Here is a 17,318-nt window from a genome sequence, read left to right on the forward strand (position 1 = left end):
GGTACAGTTGCCAGGGACATTTCCGGGAGATATTCAACTATCTAGCCGGTTCTGCGACCTAGGCCGCCAGGACTATAAAAATTACAACAGTAAGAGTGGAGCACTATGAATAAGGCTACTAAGCAGATTTCCAGACTGTTTGCCGCTATGGTTCTGGCCGGGGTTGCCAGCCATTCGTTCGCAGCTGACACCATCAAGATCGGCATCGCCGGCCCGAAAACCGGTCCGGTCACGCAATACGGCGACATGCAGTTCATCGGCGCCAAAATGGCCATCGAGCAGATCAACGCCAAAGGTGGTGTCGACGGCAAGATGCTCGAAGCCAAGGAATACGACGACGCGTGCGACCCTAAACAAGCCGTGGCCGTTGCCAACAAAGTGGTCAACGACGGTGTGAAATTCGTTGTCGGTCACCTCTGCTCCAGCTCTACTCAACCTGCTTCGGACATCTACGAAGACGAAGGCGTGATCATGATCACCCCGGCTGCCACCAGCCCGGACATCACCACCCGTGGTTACAAAATGGTGTTCCGCACCATCGGTCTGGACAGCGCCCAGGGCCCTGCCGCCGGTAACTACATCGCCGACCACGTAAAACCGAAAATCGTTGCCGTGCTGCACGACAAACAGCAATACGGTGAAGGCATCGCCACCTCCGTTAAACAGACCCTTGAGAAGAAAGGCGTCAAGGTTGCCGTGTTCGAAGGCCTCAACGCCGGCGACAAGGACTTCTCCTCGATCATCCAGAAGCTCAAGCAAGCCAACGTCGACTTCGTCTACTACGGCGGCTACCACCCGGAGCTGGGTCTGATCCTGCGCCAGTCCCAGGAAAAAGGCCTGAAAGCCAAGTTCATGGGGCCTGAAGGTGTCGGCAACGACTCCATCTCGCAAATTGCCCAGAACGCTTCCGAAGGCCTGCTGGTGACCCTGCCGAAATCCTTCGACCAAGACCCTGCCAACAAGGCTCTGGTTGATGCGTTCGCCGCCAAGAAGCAGGACCCGACCGGTCCGTTCGTGTTCCCGGCCTACTCGGCTGTCGAAGTGATCGCCGAAGGCATCAAGGCCGCCAAGAGCGAAGACACCGCCAAGGTGGCTGAAGCCATCCACAAAGGTACCTTCAAGACCCCGACCGGCGACCTGTCGTTCGACGACAAGGGCGACCTGAAGGACTTCAAGTTCGTGGTCTACGAGTGGCACTTCGGTAAACCAAAGACTGAAGTCAAGCCTCAGTAAGCTGGCTCCATGAGTCATAAAGCCCACTGCGCAAGCAGTGGGCTTTGTTTTACGAGGTTAATGGGTCAGGGTCCCGTGATCCGGGAACTGATTCACCTGAAAATCTTAAAACCGTCACCAGCGGTTCGCTGGCAAACGCTCGTGCGAAGGTGGCCACAGACCACACAGCCCGGGCCGGAACATGACTCCACCAGTGAAATGCGTATCAGGTTTTTAGGAGCGTTGTAATGCCTGAGATCTATCACTTCTTCCAACAGCTGGTTAATGGGATGACCATTGGCAGCACCTATGCCCTTATAGCCATTGGCTACACAATGGTTTACGGCATTATTGGAATGATCAACTTCGCCCATGGCGAGGTCTACATGATCGGTTCCTACGTGGCCTTCATCGTCCTTGCCGGACTGGCCATGCTGGGTATCCATTCTCTGCCGTTGTTGATGACCGCCGCTTTCCTGGCGACCATCGTAGTGACCAGTGCCTACGGCTACAGTATCGAACGGATCGCCTACCGCCCTCTGCGCGGCAGTAACCGTCTGATCCCGCTGATCTCCGCCATCGGCATGTCGATCTTCCTGCAGAACTCCGTACTGCTCTCGCAGGACTCCAAGGACAAATCGATCCCCAACCTGATTCCGGGCAGCTTCAGCTTCGGTCCGGGTGGTGCAGAGGAAGTGCTGATTTCCTACATGCAGATCCTGGTGTTCGTGGTGACCCTGGTGGTGATGCTCTGCCTCACCCAGTTCATCTCGCGTTCACGTCTGGGACGTGCCTGCCGGGCCTGTGCCGAAGACATCAAGATGGCCAACCTGCTGGGCATCAACACCAACAACATCATCGCCCTGACCTTCGTCATCGGTGCAGCCCTGGCTGCCGTGGCGGCGGTACTGCTGAGCATGCAATACGGCGTGATCAACCCGAACGCCGGGTTCCTGGTGGGCCTCAAGGCCTTCACCGCGGCGGTTCTGGGCGGCATCGGCAGCATTCCGGGCGCCATGCTCGGCGGGCTGGTGCTGGGGGTAGCCGAAGCCTTCGGCGCCGATATATTCGGTGACCAGTACAAGGACGTGGTGGCTTTCGGTCTTCTGGTTCTGGTGTTGTTATTCCGGCCAACCGGCCTGTTGGGCCGCCCGGAGGTTGAGAAAGTATGATCAGGAATTTTAAACAGGCGTTCTTCAGCGCCTTGCTGGTGTGGGCCGTAGCCTACCCGGTACTCGGTCTGAAACTGTCCATCGCCGGCATCAATCTCGAAGTGCAAGGTGCCAGTACCTCCACGATGATCATCATCACCGTCTGCTCGGTACTGATGTTCCTGCGTGTGCTGTTCGACCATCAATACTCGGCGGCCATGCGCTCGATGCCCAAGGGGAAACTGATCCCGGCGAGCGCGAGCCACTTCCTGACCCTGCCCAAAACCCAGCGCTGGATCATCATGGGGTTGATCGTCGTCGCACTGGTCTGGCCGTTCTTCGGCTCGCGCGGTGCTGTAGATATCGCCACGCTGATCCTGATCTATGTGCTGCTCGGCCTGGGCCTGAACATCGTGGTCGGCCTGGCCGGTCTGCTCGATCTGGGTTACGTCGGTTTCTACGCCGTGGGCGCCTACAGCTACGCGCTGCTGTCGCACTACTACGGCCTGAGCTTCTGGATCTGCCTGCCGATTGCCGGGATGATGGCGGCCACCTTCGGCTTCCTGCTCGGTTTCCCGGTGCTGCGACTGCGCGGTGACTACCTGGCGATCGTGACCCTGGGCTTCGGTGAGATCATCCGTCTGTTCCTGCGTAACCTGACGGGCCTCACCGGCGGACCGAACGGCATCAGTAACATTCCCAAACCGACGCTGTTCGGCCTGACCTTCGAAAGAACGGCCGCCGAAGGCATGCAGACCTTCCACGAGTTCTTCGGCCTGACGTACAACCCGGTCAGCAAGGTGGTTTTCCTCTACCTGGTGGCGCTGTTGCTGGCGCTGTTCGCGCTGTTCGTGATCAACCGTCTGCTGCGCATGCCGATCGGCCGTGCGTGGGAAGCCTTGCGCGAAGACGAAATCGCCTGCCGTGCCCTGGGCCTGAATCCGACCGTGATCAAACTGTCGGCCTTCACCCTGGGTGCCTGCTTCGCCGGTTTCGCCGGTAGCTTCTTCGCCGCGCGTCAGGGCCTAGTCACGCCAGAGTCATTCACCTTCATCGAGTCGGCCACCATCCTCGCCATCGTGGTGCTGGGCGGCATGGGCTCGCAGTTGGGCGTGGTTCTCGCGGCTGTCGTGATGATCCTGTTGCCCGAACTGATGCGTGACTTCAGCGAATACCGCATGTTGATGTTCGGCGCCTTGATGGTGCTGATGATGATCTGGCGTCCACAAGGTCTGCTGCCCATGCAACGTCCTCACATGGAGCTGCGTAAATGAGCAGAGAGATCCTGAAAGTAGATGGCCTGAGCATGCGCTTCGGCGGCCTGTTGGCGGTCAATGGCGTAGCCTTGAGCGTCAAAGAGAAACAAGTGGTATCGATGATCGGCCCTAACGGTGCCGGCAAGACCACCGTGTTCAACTGCCTGACCGGTTTTTACCAGCCAACCGCCGGCACCATCCAGCTCAACGGTGAAGCGATCGAAGGCCTGCCCGGTCACAAGATCGCCGGCAAAGGCGTGGTGCGTACTTTCCAGAACGTGCGGTTGTTCAAGGAAATGACCGCCGTGGAAAACCTGCTGATTGCTCAGCACCGGCACCTGAATACCAACTTTCTGGCCGGTCTGTTCAAGACCCCGGCGTTTCGCCGCAGCGAACGTGAGGCCATGGAATACGCCGAGTTCTGGCTCGACAAGGTCAACCTCAAGGAGTTCGCCAACCGTCCGGCCGGCACCCTGGCCTATGGTCAGCAGCGCCGCCTGGAAATCGCCCGCTGCATGATGACCCGTCCAAGCATCCTCATGCTCGACGAACCGGCCGCCGGCCTCAACCCGCGGGAAACCGACGACCTCAAGGCGCTGATCGGCACCCTGCGTGAAGAGCATGACGTGACCGTGCTGCTGATCGAACACGACATGAAACTGGTGATGAGCATCTCCGACTACATCTTCGTGATCAACCAGGGCACACCACTGGCCAACGGCACGCCGGAGCAGATCCGCGACAATCCTGAAGTGATCAAAGCCTATCTGGGGGAAGCGTAAATGCTGCAGTTCGAAAACGTTTCCACTTTCTACGGCAAGATCCAGGCGCTGCACAGCGTCAACGTCGAAGTCCGCCAGGGCGAGATCGTGACCCTGATCGGCGCCAACGGCGCCGGCAAGTCGACCCTGCTGATGACCCTCTGCGGTTCGCCGCAAGCCCACAGCGGCAGCATCCGCTACATGGGCGAAGAACTCGTCGGCCAGGACTCGTCGCAGATCATGCGTAAAAGCATCGCGGTCGTGCCGGAAGGTCGTCGGGTGTTTGCCCGCCTGACCGTGGAAGAGAACCTAGCCATGGGCGGATTCTTCACCGACAAGGGCGACTATCAGGAACAGATGGACAAGGTCCTCGGACTTTTCCCACGCCTGAAAGAACGCTTTGCCCAACGCGGCGGCACCATGTCTGGCGGCGAACAGCAAATGCTCGCCATCGGCCGTGCGCTGATGAGCAAGCCCAAGCTGTTGCTGCTCGACGAGCCATCGCTGGGCCTGGCACCGATCATCATTCAGCAGATCTTCGACATCATCGAACAGCTGCGCAAGGACGGTGTGACGGTGTTCCTGGTAGAGCAGAACGCCAACCAGGCGTTGAAAATCGCCGACCGTGCGTACGTTCTGGAGAACGGCCGGGTGGTGATGACCGGTACCGGTGAAGCGCTGTTGACCGACCCGAAAGTGCGCGACGCGTACCTCGGCGGTTAAGCCTTTGCGGTAAACAAAAAACGGCCTTCGGGCCGTTTTTTTGTGCCTGGCACAAACCTCACAACAATGAGGATCACACAGGAGATTCGTGGTGTTTTGAGGATTCCTGAAAAAAAATCTCTGTCAGCTGTAACACCCCGCCTTGTCGTTTCTCTAGAGCGGTAAGCAAGCACAAACGCTTGCCAACCCAAGCTCAATTTCGGAGAAACATCATGACTGCTACCACCCGCACCCTGTCCGCCACCGCCCTGGTTCTGGCCCTCGGTTCTGCCCTGAGCATCGCCGCTGTCTCCACTGCTCACGCCGCTGACGCCAACATGGAAAAATGCTTCGGCGTGGCCATGAAAGGTCACAACGATTGCGCCGCAGGCGCTGGCACGACCTGCGCCGGCACCGCCAAAACCGACTACCAGCCAAACGCCTTCAAACTGGTGCCTAAAGGCACCTGCGCCACCACGATGAGCCAGACCTCGCCAACCGGTTTCGGCCAGATGGAAGCCTACAAAGCCAAGTCGTAATCAGAACCCAGCCTGAGTGTCGACCATGAACCATTTATTTACCGGGCTCCCGCCCCGCTCCGGGCTGGGGCTCAAGACCGAGCACTTTCGTGAAGTGCTCGGTACACAACCGGACATCGGTTTCTTCGAAGTCCACGCCGAAAACTACATGGTGGCCGGCGGCCCGTTTCATCATTTCCTGGGGTTGATCGGCGAGCAGTATCCGCTGTCGCTGCACGGCGTTGGCCTGTCCATCGGAGCCGAAGGTCCGCTGGATAGTCAGCACCTGCAAAGGCTTGCTGTGCTGATCGAACGCTATCAACCCCAGTCCTTTTCCGAACACCTGGCCTGGTCCAGCCATGGTCCGGTGTTTCTCAACGACCTGCTGCCCCTGGCCTACGATGCGCCGACGCTGAACCGTGTCTGCGAGCACATCGATCAGGTGCAGAGCGCTCTCAAACGCCCGATGCTGCTGGAGAACCCGGCGACGTATCTGGCGTTCCAGCGCTCGACAATCGATGAAGCGGATTTCATCCGCGAAGTCATTCGCCGCACCGGCTGCGGCCTGCTGCTGGACGTCAACAACGTCTACGTCTCCTGCATCAATCATCAAAGAGATCCGCTGGCCTACATCGACGCGCTGCCGCTGCTGGCGGTGGGAGAGATTCATCTGGCCGGGTTTGCCGAAGACACCGACTGCCTCGGCGACCGTCTGTTGATCGACGATCACGGGGCACCCATCGATAACGCGGTGTGGGCACTGTACCAACAGGTGCTGGAACGAGTCGGCCCGATCGCCACGTTGATCGAACGCGACAACCGGTTACCGGCCTTCAGCGTGCTGCACGCCGAAGCCCGTCACGCCGATGAGTTGCTGCATTGCGCGGGGGGCCGATCATGAGCACTCAAGCTGCGTTTGCCGCCGCCCTGCTCGATTCGCAACGGCCCTGCCCCGACGGCATGTTCAGTGCCAATGGCGCCGATCCGGCCAGCCGTTTCGCGGTGTATCGCAACAATGTGCAGGGCTCGCTGATCAATGCCCTGGCCGACAGTTACCCGGTGGTTTCGCAGTTGGTGGGCGAGGCATTCTTTCGGGCGATGGCGGCGCTGTATGTGCAGCGTTGCCCGCCTCAAGGCCCACTCATCAACGACTACGGCAAGGACTTCGCCAAGTTCATCGACAGCTTTGAACCGGCAGCCAGCGTGCCGTATCTGGCTGACGTGGCACGACTGGAACGGTTGCGCGTGCAGGCTTATCACGCCGCCGACGCGCACCCCCTGAGCCATGAGCAGATCAAGACCGCGCTGTTGGACCCACAGGCTCTGAGCGAGCTGACGGTCGGGCTTCACCCCTCCCTGAACCTGCTGACTTCAGCCTTCGCCGTGGTCGCAATCTGGGCGGCCCATCAACAGGACGCAACGCTGGCCGGGATCGACCTCGGCCACGGGCAAAACGCGCTGGTGTTGCGCAACGATCTGGAGGTTGAGGTCTTTGCCATCGACCTCGGCGCCAGCACGTTCATTCAGAACCTGCGACTCGGCCAACCGCTGACCCAAGCGCTGGAAACAGAGCCCGCCTTCGACCTCAGCCAAACCCTGGCACTGCTGATCAGCCACAACGTCATTACCCATTTACGCCACAAGGTATCGCCATGAACCTTCATCAGAACCCCATCGCCCGCACCATCAAGCGGCTGGAAAAAATCCCCCACAGCCTGATCGCCTTTATCGCGCGTTTTTCCATTGCCGCGGTGTTCTGGAAGTCCGGGCAGACCAAGGTGGAAGGCCTGGCCATCGACTTGATCGACGGCACGTTTCAACTCGGCGTACCAAGGTTGGCGGACTCGACCATCCCGTTGTTCCAGAGTGAATATCACCTGCCGCTACTCTCCCCGGAACTGGCGGCGCACCTGGCGGCTTTCGCCGAGCACTTCTTTCCAGTGCTAATTCTGATCGGCTTCGCCACTCGCTTTTCGGCCCTGGCGCTGTTGGGTATGACCCTGACCATTCAGCTGTTCGTGTACCCCGATGCTTATCCGACCCACGGCACCTGGGTTGCGGTGTTGCTGTACTTGATGGCGACCGGGCCGGGCAAGTTGTCGATTGATTATCTGATTGCCAAGCGGTATGCCAGACCTCAAAACTCCAGACGATGAAGATCCCCTTGTGGGATGAATCAGATTTCAGTGACCTACCGCTATCGTTAAAGCCGATCCAACGCCTCGCCACTGCGCTTGAACCAACCGATCAAGTAATCCGCCAGCACTTGGGTGCGTTTCGGCAAACCGCCCTGATACGGATGCACCAGGTACATCGGCATGCTACGGGTCTGATAATCGCGCAGGAGCCAGCGCAAACGCCCGTCAGCCAATTCCTCTTGCAGCAGGTAGGACGGCAAACGCGCAATGCCAGCGCCCGCCAGTGCAGCTTTCTTCAAGAGGTTGTAATGATTGCTGGCGAACGGCCCCGACACTCGCACCCGCAGTAACTCGTGCAGTTGGTGATAGAGCCATTCTTCGCGACCGCTGTAATGGCTGTTGAGCAGGCAGCGATGTTCCGCCAGTGCCTGAGGCGTCAGTGGCTCACCGAATCGCTCAAGGTACCCGGGGCTGGCGCAGGTCATCTCGTGCCAGGCCAGCAGCGGACGGGCAACCAGACGTTCGTCGTTGGCCACCTCCGAGCGGATTGCCAGATCGAAACCGTCCCGGGACAGGTCGCGGTAGTTATTGTTGAGCTCCAGTTCGATCTGCACCTCGGGGTATTGCCGGGAAAACTCCAGCAGCGCGCCGTCAAAGAAGGTTTCCCCCAATGAAACCGGAACCGTCATCCGCACCGGGCCAGCCATGTCGTCTTTCAACCGCGCCAAGGCCTGACGTGCTCGCTCGACTTGAACCACCAGCGCCTGGGCTTGCGGCAACAGCGCCGCGCCTGCTGCCGTCAGGCTCAAGCGGCGTGTGGTGCGTTGTAGCAACACCACGGAGAACCGCGTTTCCAGCAGGCTGATGCGCTTGGAGAGTTGCCCTTTGCTGCAGCCCAGTTGCTGGGCAGCCAAGGTGAAACTGCCCGCCTCGATCAACACCGCGAATGCCGCCAGGTCGTCCATTTCGCTCATCGATTGTTTCCATTTGAAAACCAAAGGTTGCCTATTAGCCCGCTTATCTATGGAAAAAACCACTCTAAACTTAAAGTTAAATCCAACCCATTCAGGTACAGCACGATGAAAATTCTTTTGATTGGCGCCTCTGGCACCGTCGGTTCGGCGATTGACCATGAACTGTCCCAGCGCCACGAAATCATCCGTATCGGCCGTAAAAGCGGTGAGTTTCAGGTCGACATCAGTGACAGCGCCTCGATCCGCAAATTGTTCGAACAGACCGGCAACTTCGATGCGCTGATCTGCGCCGCCGGCAGCGTCAACTTCGTGCCGCTGGCGACCATGACCGAACAAGACTTCGAGCTCGGCTTGCGGGACAAGCTGATGGGTCAGGTGAACCTGCTGCTGATCGGCCGGGAATTCGCCAATGACGGTGCTTCATTCACCTTCACCACCGGAATTCTCAGCCACGATCCGATTCGTACCGGCAGCTCGGCCTCCCTGGTCAACGGCGCCCTGGATAGCTTCGTCCGTGCAGCAGCGATCGAACTGCCGCGCGGTTTGCGCATCAACTCGGTCAGCCCGAACGTGCTGGTCGAAGCCATGGGCAGTTATGCTCCGTACTTCCGTGGCTTCAAACCGGTTCCCGCCGCCGAAGTGGCGCTGGCCTACGCCAAAAGCGTGGAAGGCTTGCAGACTGGCCAGACCTACCGCGTTGGCTGAACAAGCCCCAAGTGCGGCGCTGCCTCAGCGTCGCCTTAAGGTACAGAAGGCTCCAGCAGCGTAGGTACCAGATTGCGAGCTATCTCGCGCGGTACAGATATCGCCAGTTTTGGGCCTTCGATTACCGATTGAATCGTCGCGGTCGATACCAGCAACCCATTGATGAACAGCGTCAACGACTGATGCATTTCCTCACGCGTCATCTGCGCCAAGCGACGCTGCGCATCAGGACTCAGCGTAACCTGAAGCCCGATAGATTGCGGATTGATATCACCCGCCCTCCTGAGTTCAAGACTCATCTCGGTGAAATCCGATCCGGACGAAAAAGCGATTTCTGCCGCCAGGCACTGCAGCGCTCCAGCCATTCCCAACGCCAAAAAAAGCAGCTTCCCTATTCCCCTCATAAAACCTCCTTTCAACGAAAACGCCGACAAGGTTACGCCCTAATTCCTTTCGCCTCAGTGCCTGTAGTAAAGCCGAATGTTGCTTGCACCGGCTTCGGATCTTCGACAAGTCCAACTCTTAGGTTGTGATGAACGGTCAGGCTGAGTAACGTGGCGACACTTGTCAGGAGACTCAACGATGTGTTTTGCCCGTTCCTTAGTGCTTGTTGCCCTGCTTCCGCTGTTCACTGCTTGCCAGTTGCTTGATGGCCCGCGCGAAAGTGCTTCCCATGTGGGCCAGACCCGCCTGCAGGGCCAGTTGACGGCGGCCGACGGCAAGCTGCTGTTCCAGCCGTGCAATGAGCAGCGCAGCTTGGTGGTCAACGACAGCGGCGGCACCAGCGTCCTGCAAGAGGCCGCAACCCTGGCCGATGAGCGGGGCAAGCTGTTCGCCGACGTGCGTGGCCGGATCTCCGACAACCAGCTCGATCTGCAGCAGTTGTACCGTGTCGAGCGTTCGGGCACGGCGTGTGATGATCCCAATTTCAAACTGTTGATCTTGCGCGCCGCTGGCCATGGCCCTGAATGGAGCGTCAAAGTCAGCGGCAAAGGCATGGTCATCGACCGCGCCGGTCAGCCGCCCCTGGCCCTGCCGTACGTTGAAGAGCAACTGGGCGATGGCCGCTTCAATCTCAGTACCGAAGCCAATAATCAGCGCATCGAACTCTGGGTCGCGCCGCAACGCTGCGTCGACAGCAGCACCGGCAGCGTGCAGCACATGAGCGCCGAGCTGCGCATTGACGGCCAGGTGCAACGCGGTTGTGGGTATTTCGGCGGATCGCGAAACGACTGATCGTTTTTGCCTCACGGGAATCATCCTTTGAGGCTTATAATCGCGGGCTTCAAACGCCTTGGCGCAGTTGTGCGCCCCGCGAACCGGATCCCGTCATGTTACGAATCACCGAACTCAAGCTGCCGATCGACCATCCCGAAGAAGACCTGCGCCCTGCCATCGTGCAGCGCCTGGGCATCGCCAGTGATGACCTGCTCGATTTCACCTTGTTCAAGCGCAGCTACGATGCGCGCAAAAAGTCCTCCGAACTGTGCTTCATCTACACCATCGACCTCAACGTTCGCGATGAGGCGGCAGTGCTGCGCACATTCGCCGATGACCGTAACGTCAACGTGGCGCCGGATGTCAGCTACAAAGTGGTCGGCCAGGCGCCGGCCGACCTGAGCCAGCGCCCGATCGTGGTCGGGTTCGGCCCGTGCGGGATCTTCGCCGGGCTGCTGCTGGCGCAAATGGGCTTCAAGCCGATCATCCTCGAACGCGGCACCGAAGTTCGCCAGCGCACCAAGGACACCTGGGGCCTGTGGCGCAAAAGCGTGCTCAACCCCGAGTCCAACGTGCAATTCGGTGAAGGCGGCGCGGGGACATTCTCCGACGGCAAGCTCTACAGCCAGATCAAAGACCCGAAATTCCTCGGTCGCAAAGTCTTGCACGAGTTCGTCAAGGCCGGTGCGCCGGAAGAAATCCTCTACGTCAGCAAGCCGCACATCGGGACGTTCCGTCTGACTGGCGTTGTGGAAAACATGCGTGAGCAGATTCGTGCCCTGGGCGGCGAAGTACGTTTCCAGCAGCGCGTTACCGATGTGCTGATCGACGACGGCCAACTGGTCGGCGTCGAGCTCAATGGCGGCGAGCAGATCCATTCCAAACACGTGATTCTGGCCCTCGGCCACAGCGCCCGGGACACCTTCCGCATGCTCCACGGCCGTGGCGTGTACATGGAAGCCAAGCCGTTCTCGGTGGGTTTCCGCATCGAACACCCGCAGTCGCTGATCGACCGCGCGCGCCTGGGCAAATACGCCGGGCACCCGAAACTCGGCGCGGCCGACTACAAACTAGTGCACCACGCCAAGAACGGTCGTTCGGTCTACAGCTTCTGCATGTGCCCGGGCGGCACCGTGGTGGCGGCAACCTCCGAGCCGAACCGCGTGGTCACCAACGGCATGAGCCAATACTCGCGTAACGAGCGCAACGCCAACTCCGGGATCGTCGTCGGCATCACCCCGGAAGTCGATTACCCGGGCGGCCCACTGGCCGGCATCGAATTGCAGGAACGCCTGGAATCCCACGCCTTTGTGCTGGGCGGCAGCAATTACGAAGCGCCAGCGCAACTGGTCGGCGACTTCATTGCCGGCAAGCCGTCCACCGAGTTGGGCAGCGTCGAGCCGTCCTACAAACCGGGCGTTGCTCTGGGTGATTTGGCGCTGGCCTTGCCGGCGTTCGCCATTGAAGCGATTCGCGAAGCCTTGCCGGCATTCGAGAAGCAGATTCGTGGCTACTCGCTGCACGACGCGGTATTGACCGGGATCGAGACACGCACCTCATCGCCACTGCGCATTACCCGTAACGAGTCGATGCAAAGCCTGAACGTGAAGGGCTTGTTCCCGGCCGGTGAAGGTGCGGGTTATGCGGGCGGGATTCTGTCGGCAGGCGTCGACGGGATTCGCATCGCTGAAGCGGTGGCCCGAGACATTCTCGGCCTCGAGGCCTGACACGCAAATCCCCGAAACAACACATAACCTGTGGGAGCCGGGCTTGCCCGCGATAGCGGTGGATCAGTCAACGCATCCGTTGAATTTGAATCCGCCATCGCGGGCAAGCCCGGCTCCCACAAGGGTCTTCAGTGTCTGAAAGATTTAGATATTGGCGCGCAACACGCTGGCCGGCAGCGGCTCGCCGCGCTCGACACTGGCCGCCACCGCATCCATCAACCCACTCAACTCATACCCTTGGGCCTTGAGCCAGGCCTGATCGTAATAGGTGGTGGCATAGCGCTCGCCGCCATCGCACAGAATCGCCACGATCGACCCTGACTCCCCCGCCGCTTTCATCTGTTGCGCCGCCATCAGCGCGCCAATCAGGTTGGTACCGCTTGATCCGCCCACATGCCGTCCCAGACGCTGCGCCAGATAGTGCATCGCCGCCAGCGACAAGGCGTCCGGCACCTTGACCATCGCATCGATCACCTTGGGCAGAAACGACGCTTCCACCCGTGGCCGACCAATCCCCTCGATTCGCGAACCGTGATCCAAGCGCAGGCTGGCGTCGCCGCTCTGGTAGTAATCGAAGAACACCGAACGCTCGGCATCGGCGCACAGCACACGGGTGCGATGCTGGCGATAGCGCACGTAACGGCCCAGCGTCGCGGTGGTGCCACCGGTGCCGGGGCTGGAAATCAGCCAGCTCGGTTCCGGATACTGCTCGAAGCGCATCTGTTGGAAGATCGATTCGGCGATGTTGTTGTTGGCTCGCCAGTCAGTGGCGCGCTCGGCGTAGGTGAACTGGTCAATGAAGTGACCGTCGTGTTCGCGAGCCAGGCGTTCGGATTCGGCGTAGATCTGCGTCGGATCGTCCACCAGATGACTCTTGCCACCGTAGAAAGCAATCTGCGCAATCTTCTCTTTGGAGGTGCTGGCCGGCATCACTGCAATGAACGGCAACCCCAGCATCCGGGCGAAGTACGCCTCGGAAATCGCCGTCGAACCACTGGACGCCTCGATCACCGGCGCACCGGGCTTGAGCCAGCCGTTACACAGCGCATAGAGGAACAATGAGCGCGCCAAGCGGTGTTTCAGGCTGCCGGTGGGATGGCTCGATTCATCCTTGAAGTACAACTCGATGCCCGGCAACCCCGGCAGCGGCAAGGGGATCAAGTGGGTATCGGCGCTGCGCTGGAAGTCGGCTTCGATGATCCGGATGGCTTCGCGGGCCCACTGTCGGTTGTCGCTCATGATGGTTTTCTCGTTGAATCAGGCAAAGAGTCGGCCTTGTCGCAAGGCTCAGCCCACAAGCTTAGGAAAGAACCTACATCATGCACAGATACAGCTGAGATCCAATACGTCCGGCAACTGCTAGGCTCAGGTCCCTGCTGCCCGATCACGTTGTAACGGTATATAACAAAAAAGAATATAACTTTTGTTTTAACAACTAACGGTACGGGTTAGGGTGTGCCACCTTTTGAATTCATCGATGGAGAGCGACCTTGCCTCTGCGTAGCACGTTCACGCGTTTCTTTCAGTTGGAAGCTGCCAGCGGTCTGTTGTTGATCGCCGCGGCTGTCCTTGCCCTGATCATCAACAATTCATCGCTGTCATGGCTCTATAGCGGTCTGCTGGACACCCCCGTGGTGGCTCAGATCGGCGCGCTGAAAATCGCCAAGCCATTGCTGCTGTGGATCAACGACGGCCTGATGGCCCTGTTCTTCCTGTTGATCGGCCTGGAAGTGAAGCGCGAAGTCCTCGACGGCCAACTGTCGAAACCGTCGCAGATCGTCCTGCCCGGTGCGGCCGCAATTGGCGGCATGGTGGTGCCGGCGCTGATCTACTGGTTTTTGAACCGTGACAACCCGACCGCGCTGAGTGGCTGGGCCATCCCGACGGCCACCGACATTGCCTTCGCCCTCGGCGTACTGGCCCTGCTGGGCAAACGCGTGCCGGTGTCGCTGAAATTGTTCCTGATGACCCTGGCGATCATCGATGACCTGGGCGCGATCATCATCATCGCGATCTTCTATTCCGGCGCACTGTCGACCTTGTCCCTGGCGCTGGCCGCAGCCTGCATCGCGGCGTTGATCGGGATGAACCGGCTCGGTGTGGTCAAGCTCGGGCCGTACATGATCATCGGGCTGATCCTCTGGGTCTGCGTACTCAAGAGCGGCGTGCACGCGACACTGGCCGGCGTGACCCTGGCCTTCTGCATTCCACTGCGCACGAAAAACGCCGAGCCTTCGCCACTGCTGACCCTGGAACATGCCCTGCATCCGTGGGTGGCCTACGGCATCCTGCCACTGTTCGCCTTCGCCAACGCCGGCCTGTCCCTGAGCGGCGTGACTGTCGAAAGCTTCACCCACGACGTGCCGATGGGCATTGCTGTCGGCCTGCTGTTGGGCAAGACCGTCGGCGTGTTCGGCCTGACCTGGCTGGCGGTAAAAATCGGCATCGCCGCCCTCCCCCAAGGCGCCAACTGGGGCCAGGTGCTGGGCGTGGCGATCCTCTGCGGCATCGGTTTCACCATGAGCCTGTTTGTCGGTTCCCTGGCCTTCGTGCCCGGCACCAGTGAATACGCCGGGATGGACCGCATGGGGATTCTGACCGGCTCGATACTGGCGGCATTGATCGGTTATGCGGTGACGGCAGCGGCGAGTCGCAAGAGCGCCGCACTGCAATCCTGAGCGATAGAGAACACTCTTAGCGACATTCAGGATTCGTCCTACAGCCACGATTAGCCACGTTCGTTAACGTCGTGCAGCCCCTCTTCCGGGGCTGCCCATGGACGAGCGAAAGGACAATCAGTGGCTGGCAACAAGGACATCCCCCGGGTGCAAAACCCGCCGTCAGGCGATGGACATCACGTCACCCACCGCTACATGACGGCCACCGAACTGGCCAAGCGCGATGCCAGACAAAGCGCTTACGACGCCATGCTCGCCAGACAGCAGGCCTTCGAAGACAGTCTTCCAGGCTCTGCAGAAAAAGATGACGTTGTCCGTGCAGGATGCGTGTTCGCCAAGTCCTGCAAACTGCCCGACGCAATCATCGACTATACGAATCCCTCAGGCATGGTGCCCACCGACAGCCTGAAGGATTACGGCGAGCTGATCCTGCTCGGCGCTCGCGAGGCTGATGAAAGCGGTGGCATCCCACTCAAGAAAATCAGTGGCACCGCCATTCCAGCGGGTTTCGGCAGCTTCGCCCTGGGTGGCTCAGCGTTCGCCGCATTACCCGCCGTCGCCGCCAGCACCGCCGCGGCCACCTTGGCAGGTCTGGTGGCCCTGGTCATGCCTTCGAGCCTTGGCGACAGCTCGCTCTACACCGAAGACCAACTGCGCGCGCTCAAACAGGCCCGCACTCGTGTACGCCTCAGAGTCGAGCAACAGGCTGATGGCAGTCTCAAGGGATACGGTTTCTACACTGGCAAAAACCGTGACTGGGAAATGGTTGATGTCGTGCAGTTCACCCTGCGCGGCAGTCAGCAAGTGGCAGATCTTGGGGACGGTATAGAGCTGATCTGGACACCGGCCGAGGACGGTTCAAACATCCTCGGCATCCCCGCCCTGGAAGCCGCACCGCAAGCGCCGCACATCTGGGTTTACCCACCGACGAAGGCGGCTGACAGCATCATCGTGAACCCGGTGTATCCGCCTGAGTACAAGGATTTCATTCTTGTGTTTCCGGTGGACTCGGGGTTAAAGCCGTTATACGTAGTGGTGGCAAGGCCTATCAGTGGTGACCACAGTTATCATCCTCCACCAAAGGTTCTGCCGGCATTCCCCGATGCTATTCGTGTTCAGACTAAGGGAAATCGAAAACGCTGGGAAAGTAAGAAGCGCATTTATGAATGGGATTATCAGCATGGCGCCGTCGAAGTGTACAACTGGGCAGGGGATCACTTAGGAGAGTTTGATGCAAAAACGGGCGAACAGACTGGCAAAGCAAAACCTGAGAGACGGACATCAACAAAGTAACGATGAGGACCAAGAATGATATTTATTGAAATCTCCGGTTTCTTCGACGAGCCGAACCCGGACGATTCATTGCAATACGAAAAGGATGTGCCGCAGACCTTAGAGGTGGCAGTGCTCAACGTCATGGGCTGGTCAACCTTGTGGGATATACCCATGGGCGAGCACAAATTATCCCCCACTCAAGCCAACACGATTATGGAACTGGTTGGTGACTCTTTCAGAGACGACTTGGTGTACTACATGGGACTTTGCCAAGACTAACGATATTGAATCTGGCATACCCGAAAACAGCAGACACAAAAAACCCCGACCAGTCACCTGATCGGGGTTTTCTTTTACCCTACATTCCCGCTTAGTGCGAAACGCGGCTAGTCCCACCAACAGTGGAAATACGCACCCGCTCACCCACGCGGAACACTTCGTTTGGCTGAACTTCCTGCACGTAGGCGCGCATGCTGCCGTCGTCTTCGCGCACGGTGATTTCGACACCTTGTGTGCGGGTCAGGCCTTCTTCGGCGGCCGAACCTACCAGGCCGCCTGCAACGGCGCCGATGACTGCTGCGACAATGCTGCCGCGACCGCCGCCGACGGCGCTACCGCCGACGCCACCTACGACTGCGCCCGCAGCGCTGCCGATTGGGGTTTTGGTGCCTTCGATTTTCACCGGACGCAGGGCTTCAATGGTGCCCATGCGAATCGTCTGCACACGACGCGCTTCGTCACGGGAGTAAGAGTCACCGGTCAGGCTCGATTGGCAGCCAGTGAGCAACATTGCCATCGTGGAAAAGGAAGCAACCAGTAGAACAGACTTACGCATAGCATCAAACTCCATAGGACAGGTATCCATTAAAACCCGCGGCTTGACGCCTGTCACTGCATCGCCCGGATAAAATTGGTTTCATTCAGGCCCGGTACAGGGCTTTTTCGAATTCACCACACAGTAGCGTCAAATTACAAAATCTGCGCCGCTGACCCAAGGATTTTC

The 17,318-nt window shown here is 59.3% G+C and carries 19 protein-coding genes; 15 read left to right on the forward strand and 4 right to left on the reverse strand.

Translation table 11 applies throughout. The features are described from left to right. Nucleotides 1–105: 105 nt before the first annotated feature. The 9 genes from ACZ9BB_RS18180 (at nt 106) to ACZ9BB_RS18220 (ending at nt 7,756) form a co-directional block, all read left to right on the forward strand. Entirely contained in the window at nt 106–1,233 is a 1,128-nt protein-coding gene (locus tag ACZ9BB_RS18180) for a branched-chain amino acid ABC transporter substrate-binding protein (protein WP_476215050.1), read from the forward strand. A 227-nt stretch (nt 1,234–1,460) separates the two neighbouring features. Further along, nucleotides 1,461–2,384, forward strand: coding sequence for a high-affinity branched-chain amino acid ABC transporter permease LivH (gene livH, locus ACZ9BB_RS18185; protein WP_007935857.1), 924 nt, complete (start codon nt 1,461–1,463; stop codon nt 2,382–2,384). After that, on the forward strand, nt 2,381–3,637 hold the full coding sequence (locus tag ACZ9BB_RS18190; RefSeq protein ID WP_476215053.1) for a high-affinity branched-chain amino acid ABC transporter permease LivM: 1,257 nt from the start codon (nt 2,381–2,383) through the stop codon (nt 3,635–3,637). The genes livH and ACZ9BB_RS18190 overlap by 4 nt, the downstream gene beginning before the upstream one ends. After that, nucleotides 3,634–4,401, forward strand: coding sequence for a high-affinity branched-chain amino acid ABC transporter ATP-binding protein LivG (livG, locus tag ACZ9BB_RS18195; protein ID WP_476215055.1), 768 nt, complete (start codon nt 3,634–3,636; stop codon nt 4,399–4,401). The genes ACZ9BB_RS18190 and livG overlap by 4 nt, the downstream gene beginning before the upstream one ends. Further along, the gene (locus tag ACZ9BB_RS18200; protein WP_476215057.1) at nt 4,402–5,103 is read left to right on the forward strand and encodes an ABC transporter ATP-binding protein; all 702 of its coding nucleotides are present in this window, start codon (nt 4,402–4,404) and stop codon (nt 5,101–5,103) included. Between the two features lie 212 nt (nt 5,104–5,315). Beyond that, nucleotides 5,316–5,621: a BufA1 family periplasmic bufferin-type metallophore gene (locus ACZ9BB_RS18205; RefSeq protein WP_454187585.1), complete on the forward strand. Its 306-nt coding sequence runs from the start codon at nt 5,316–5,318 to the stop codon at nt 5,619–5,621. Nucleotides 5,622–5,646: 25 nt separating this feature from the next. Continuing rightward, the gene (bufB, locus tag ACZ9BB_RS18210; protein WP_476215060.1) at nt 5,647–6,501 is read left to right on the forward strand and encodes an MNIO family bufferin maturase; all 855 of its coding nucleotides are present in this window, start codon (nt 5,647–5,649) and stop codon (nt 6,499–6,501) included. Next, nucleotides 6,498–7,256, forward strand: coding sequence for an HvfC/BufC N-terminal domain-containing protein (locus tag ACZ9BB_RS18215; RefSeq protein ID WP_476215062.1), 759 nt, complete (start codon nt 6,498–6,500; stop codon nt 7,254–7,256). The genes bufB and ACZ9BB_RS18215 overlap by 4 nt, the downstream gene beginning before the upstream one ends. Then, nucleotides 7,253–7,756: a DoxX family protein gene (locus ACZ9BB_RS18220; RefSeq protein ID WP_476215064.1), complete on the forward strand. Its 504-nt coding sequence runs from the start codon at nt 7,253–7,255 to the stop codon at nt 7,754–7,756. Before ACZ9BB_RS18215 ends, ACZ9BB_RS18220 begins: the two co-directional genes overlap by 4 nt. Before the next feature lie 47 nt (nt 7,757–7,803). On the opposite strand, the gene ACZ9BB_RS18225 is transcribed toward ACZ9BB_RS18220, so the two are convergent. Then, nucleotides 7,804–8,712 (reverse strand): LysR family transcriptional regulator, encoded by a 909-nt coding sequence (locus tag ACZ9BB_RS18225; protein WP_476215066.1) that lies wholly within the window; start codon nt 8,710–8,712, stop codon nt 7,804–7,806. Between the two features lie 105 nt (nt 8,713–8,817). On the opposite strand from ACZ9BB_RS18225, the gene ACZ9BB_RS18230 reads away from it, so the two are divergent. Beyond that, entirely contained in the window at nt 8,818–9,417 is a 600-nt protein-coding gene (locus ACZ9BB_RS18230; protein ID WP_476215067.1) for a short chain dehydrogenase, read from the forward strand. Nucleotides 9,418–9,452: 35 nt separating this feature from the next. Here the strand turns inward: ACZ9BB_RS18230 and ACZ9BB_RS18235 are convergent, their stop codons facing one another. Further along, nucleotides 9,453–9,851, reverse strand: coding sequence for a hypothetical protein (locus ACZ9BB_RS18235; protein ID WP_476215069.1), 399 nt, complete (start codon nt 9,849–9,851; stop codon nt 9,453–9,455). 148 nt (nt 9,852–9,999) lie between these two features. Here ACZ9BB_RS18235 and ACZ9BB_RS18240 point away from each other — a divergent pair, with 148 nt between their 5' ends. Next, the gene (locus ACZ9BB_RS18240; protein ID WP_476215071.1) at nt 10,000–10,653 is read left to right on the forward strand and encodes a COG3650 family protein; all 654 of its coding nucleotides are present in this window, start codon (nt 10,000–10,002) and stop codon (nt 10,651–10,653) included. 95 nt (nt 10,654–10,748) lie between these two features. Then, nucleotides 10,749–12,362: an NAD(P)/FAD-dependent oxidoreductase gene (locus ACZ9BB_RS18245; RefSeq protein ID WP_476215073.1), complete on the forward strand. Its 1,614-nt coding sequence runs from the start codon at nt 10,749–10,751 to the stop codon at nt 12,360–12,362. 144 nt (nt 12,363–12,506) lie between these two features. On the opposite strand, the gene ACZ9BB_RS18250 is transcribed toward ACZ9BB_RS18245, so the two are convergent. Continuing rightward, the gene (locus ACZ9BB_RS18250) at nt 12,507–13,604 is read right to left on the reverse strand and encodes a PLP-dependent cysteine synthase family protein (protein WP_476218349.1); all 1,098 of its coding nucleotides are present in this window, start codon (nt 13,602–13,604) and stop codon (nt 12,507–12,509) included. A gap of 248 nt (nt 13,605–13,852) precedes the next feature. On the opposite strand from ACZ9BB_RS18250, the gene nhaA reads away from it, so the two are divergent. The 3 genes from nhaA (at nt 13,853) to ACZ9BB_RS18265 (ending at nt 16,594) form a co-directional block, all read left to right on the forward strand. Beyond that, complete coding sequence (gene nhaA, locus ACZ9BB_RS18255) at nt 13,853–15,040, forward strand: Na+/H+ antiporter NhaA (protein ID WP_476215074.1); 1,188 nt, start codon at nt 13,853–13,855, stop codon at nt 15,038–15,040. Nucleotides 15,041–15,160: 120 nt separating this feature from the next. Beyond that, nucleotides 15,161–16,333: an S-type pyocin domain-containing protein gene (locus tag ACZ9BB_RS18260; RefSeq protein ID WP_476215076.1), complete on the forward strand. Its 1,173-nt coding sequence runs from the start codon at nt 15,161–15,163 to the stop codon at nt 16,331–16,333. Nucleotides 16,334–16,348: 15 nt separating this feature from the next. Further along, a complete protein-coding gene (locus ACZ9BB_RS18265) occupies nt 16,349–16,594 on the forward strand; it encodes a pyocin S6 family toxin immunity protein (protein WP_476215078.1) in 246 nt (81 codons plus the stop codon). Between the two features lie 91 nt (nt 16,595–16,685). Here the strand turns inward: ACZ9BB_RS18265 and ACZ9BB_RS18270 are convergent, their stop codons facing one another. Next, nucleotides 16,686–17,150 carry an outer membrane lipoprotein gene (locus ACZ9BB_RS18270; protein ID WP_476215080.1) on the reverse strand — a complete coding sequence of 155 codons (465 nt, stop codon included), beginning with the start codon at nt 17,148–17,150 and terminating at the stop codon, nt 16,686–16,688. Nucleotides 17,151–17,318: the final 168 nt, after the last annotated feature.

Source organism: Pseudomonas sp. TE3552, from assembly GCF_056278945.1.

What these genes read in the sequence shown, in the direction of transcription:
- ACZ9BB_RS18180 (WP_476215050.1), top strand. Translation starts at nt 106, where the DNA reads ATGAATAAGGCTACTAAGCAGATTTCCAGACTGTTTGCCGCTATGGTT.
- ACZ9BB_RS18200 (WP_476215057.1), top strand. Translation starts at nt 4,402, where the DNA reads ATGCTGCAGTTCGAAAACGTTTCCACTTTCTACGGCAAGATCCAGGCG.
- livG (WP_476215055.1), top strand. Translation starts at nt 3,634, where the DNA reads ATGAGCAGAGAGATCCTGAAAGTAGATGGCCTGAGCATGCGCTTCGGC.
- ACZ9BB_RS18245 (WP_476215073.1), top strand. Translation starts at nt 10,749, where the DNA reads ATGTTACGAATCACCGAACTCAAGCTGCCGATCGACCATCCCGAAGAA.
- bufB (WP_476215060.1), top strand. Translation starts at nt 5,647, where the DNA reads ATGAACCATTTATTTACCGGGCTCCCGCCCCGCTCCGGGCTGGGGCTC.
- ACZ9BB_RS18265 (WP_476215078.1), top strand. Translation starts at nt 16,349, where the DNA reads ATGATATTTATTGAAATCTCCGGTTTCTTCGACGAGCCGAACCCGGAC.
- ACZ9BB_RS18240 (WP_476215071.1), top strand. Translation starts at nt 10,000, where the DNA reads ATGTGTTTTGCCCGTTCCTTAGTGCTTGTTGCCCTGCTTCCGCTGTTC.
- ACZ9BB_RS18220 (WP_476215064.1), top strand. Translation starts at nt 7,253, where the DNA reads ATGAACCTTCATCAGAACCCCATCGCCCGCACCATCAAGCGGCTGGAA.
- ACZ9BB_RS18215 (WP_476215062.1), top strand. Translation starts at nt 6,498, where the DNA reads ATGAGCACTCAAGCTGCGTTTGCCGCCGCCCTGCTCGATTCGCAACGG.
- ACZ9BB_RS18190 (WP_476215053.1), top strand. Translation starts at nt 2,381, where the DNA reads ATGATCAGGAATTTTAAACAGGCGTTCTTCAGCGCCTTGCTGGTGTGG.
- ACZ9BB_RS18205 (WP_454187585.1), top strand. Translation starts at nt 5,316, where the DNA reads ATGACTGCTACCACCCGCACCCTGTCCGCCACCGCCCTGGTTCTGGCC.
- ACZ9BB_RS18270 (WP_476215080.1), bottom strand. Translation starts at nt 17,150, where the DNA reads ATGCGTAAGTCTGTTCTACTGGTTGCTTCCTTTTCCACGATGGCAATG.
- ACZ9BB_RS18225 (WP_476215066.1), bottom strand. Translation starts at nt 8,712, where the DNA reads ATGAGCGAAATGGACGACCTGGCGGCATTCGCGGTGTTGATCGAGGCG.
- ACZ9BB_RS18230 (WP_476215067.1), top strand. Translation starts at nt 8,818, where the DNA reads ATGAAAATTCTTTTGATTGGCGCCTCTGGCACCGTCGGTTCGGCGATT.
- livH (WP_007935857.1), top strand. Translation starts at nt 1,461, where the DNA reads ATGCCTGAGATCTATCACTTCTTCCAACAGCTGGTTAATGGGATGACC.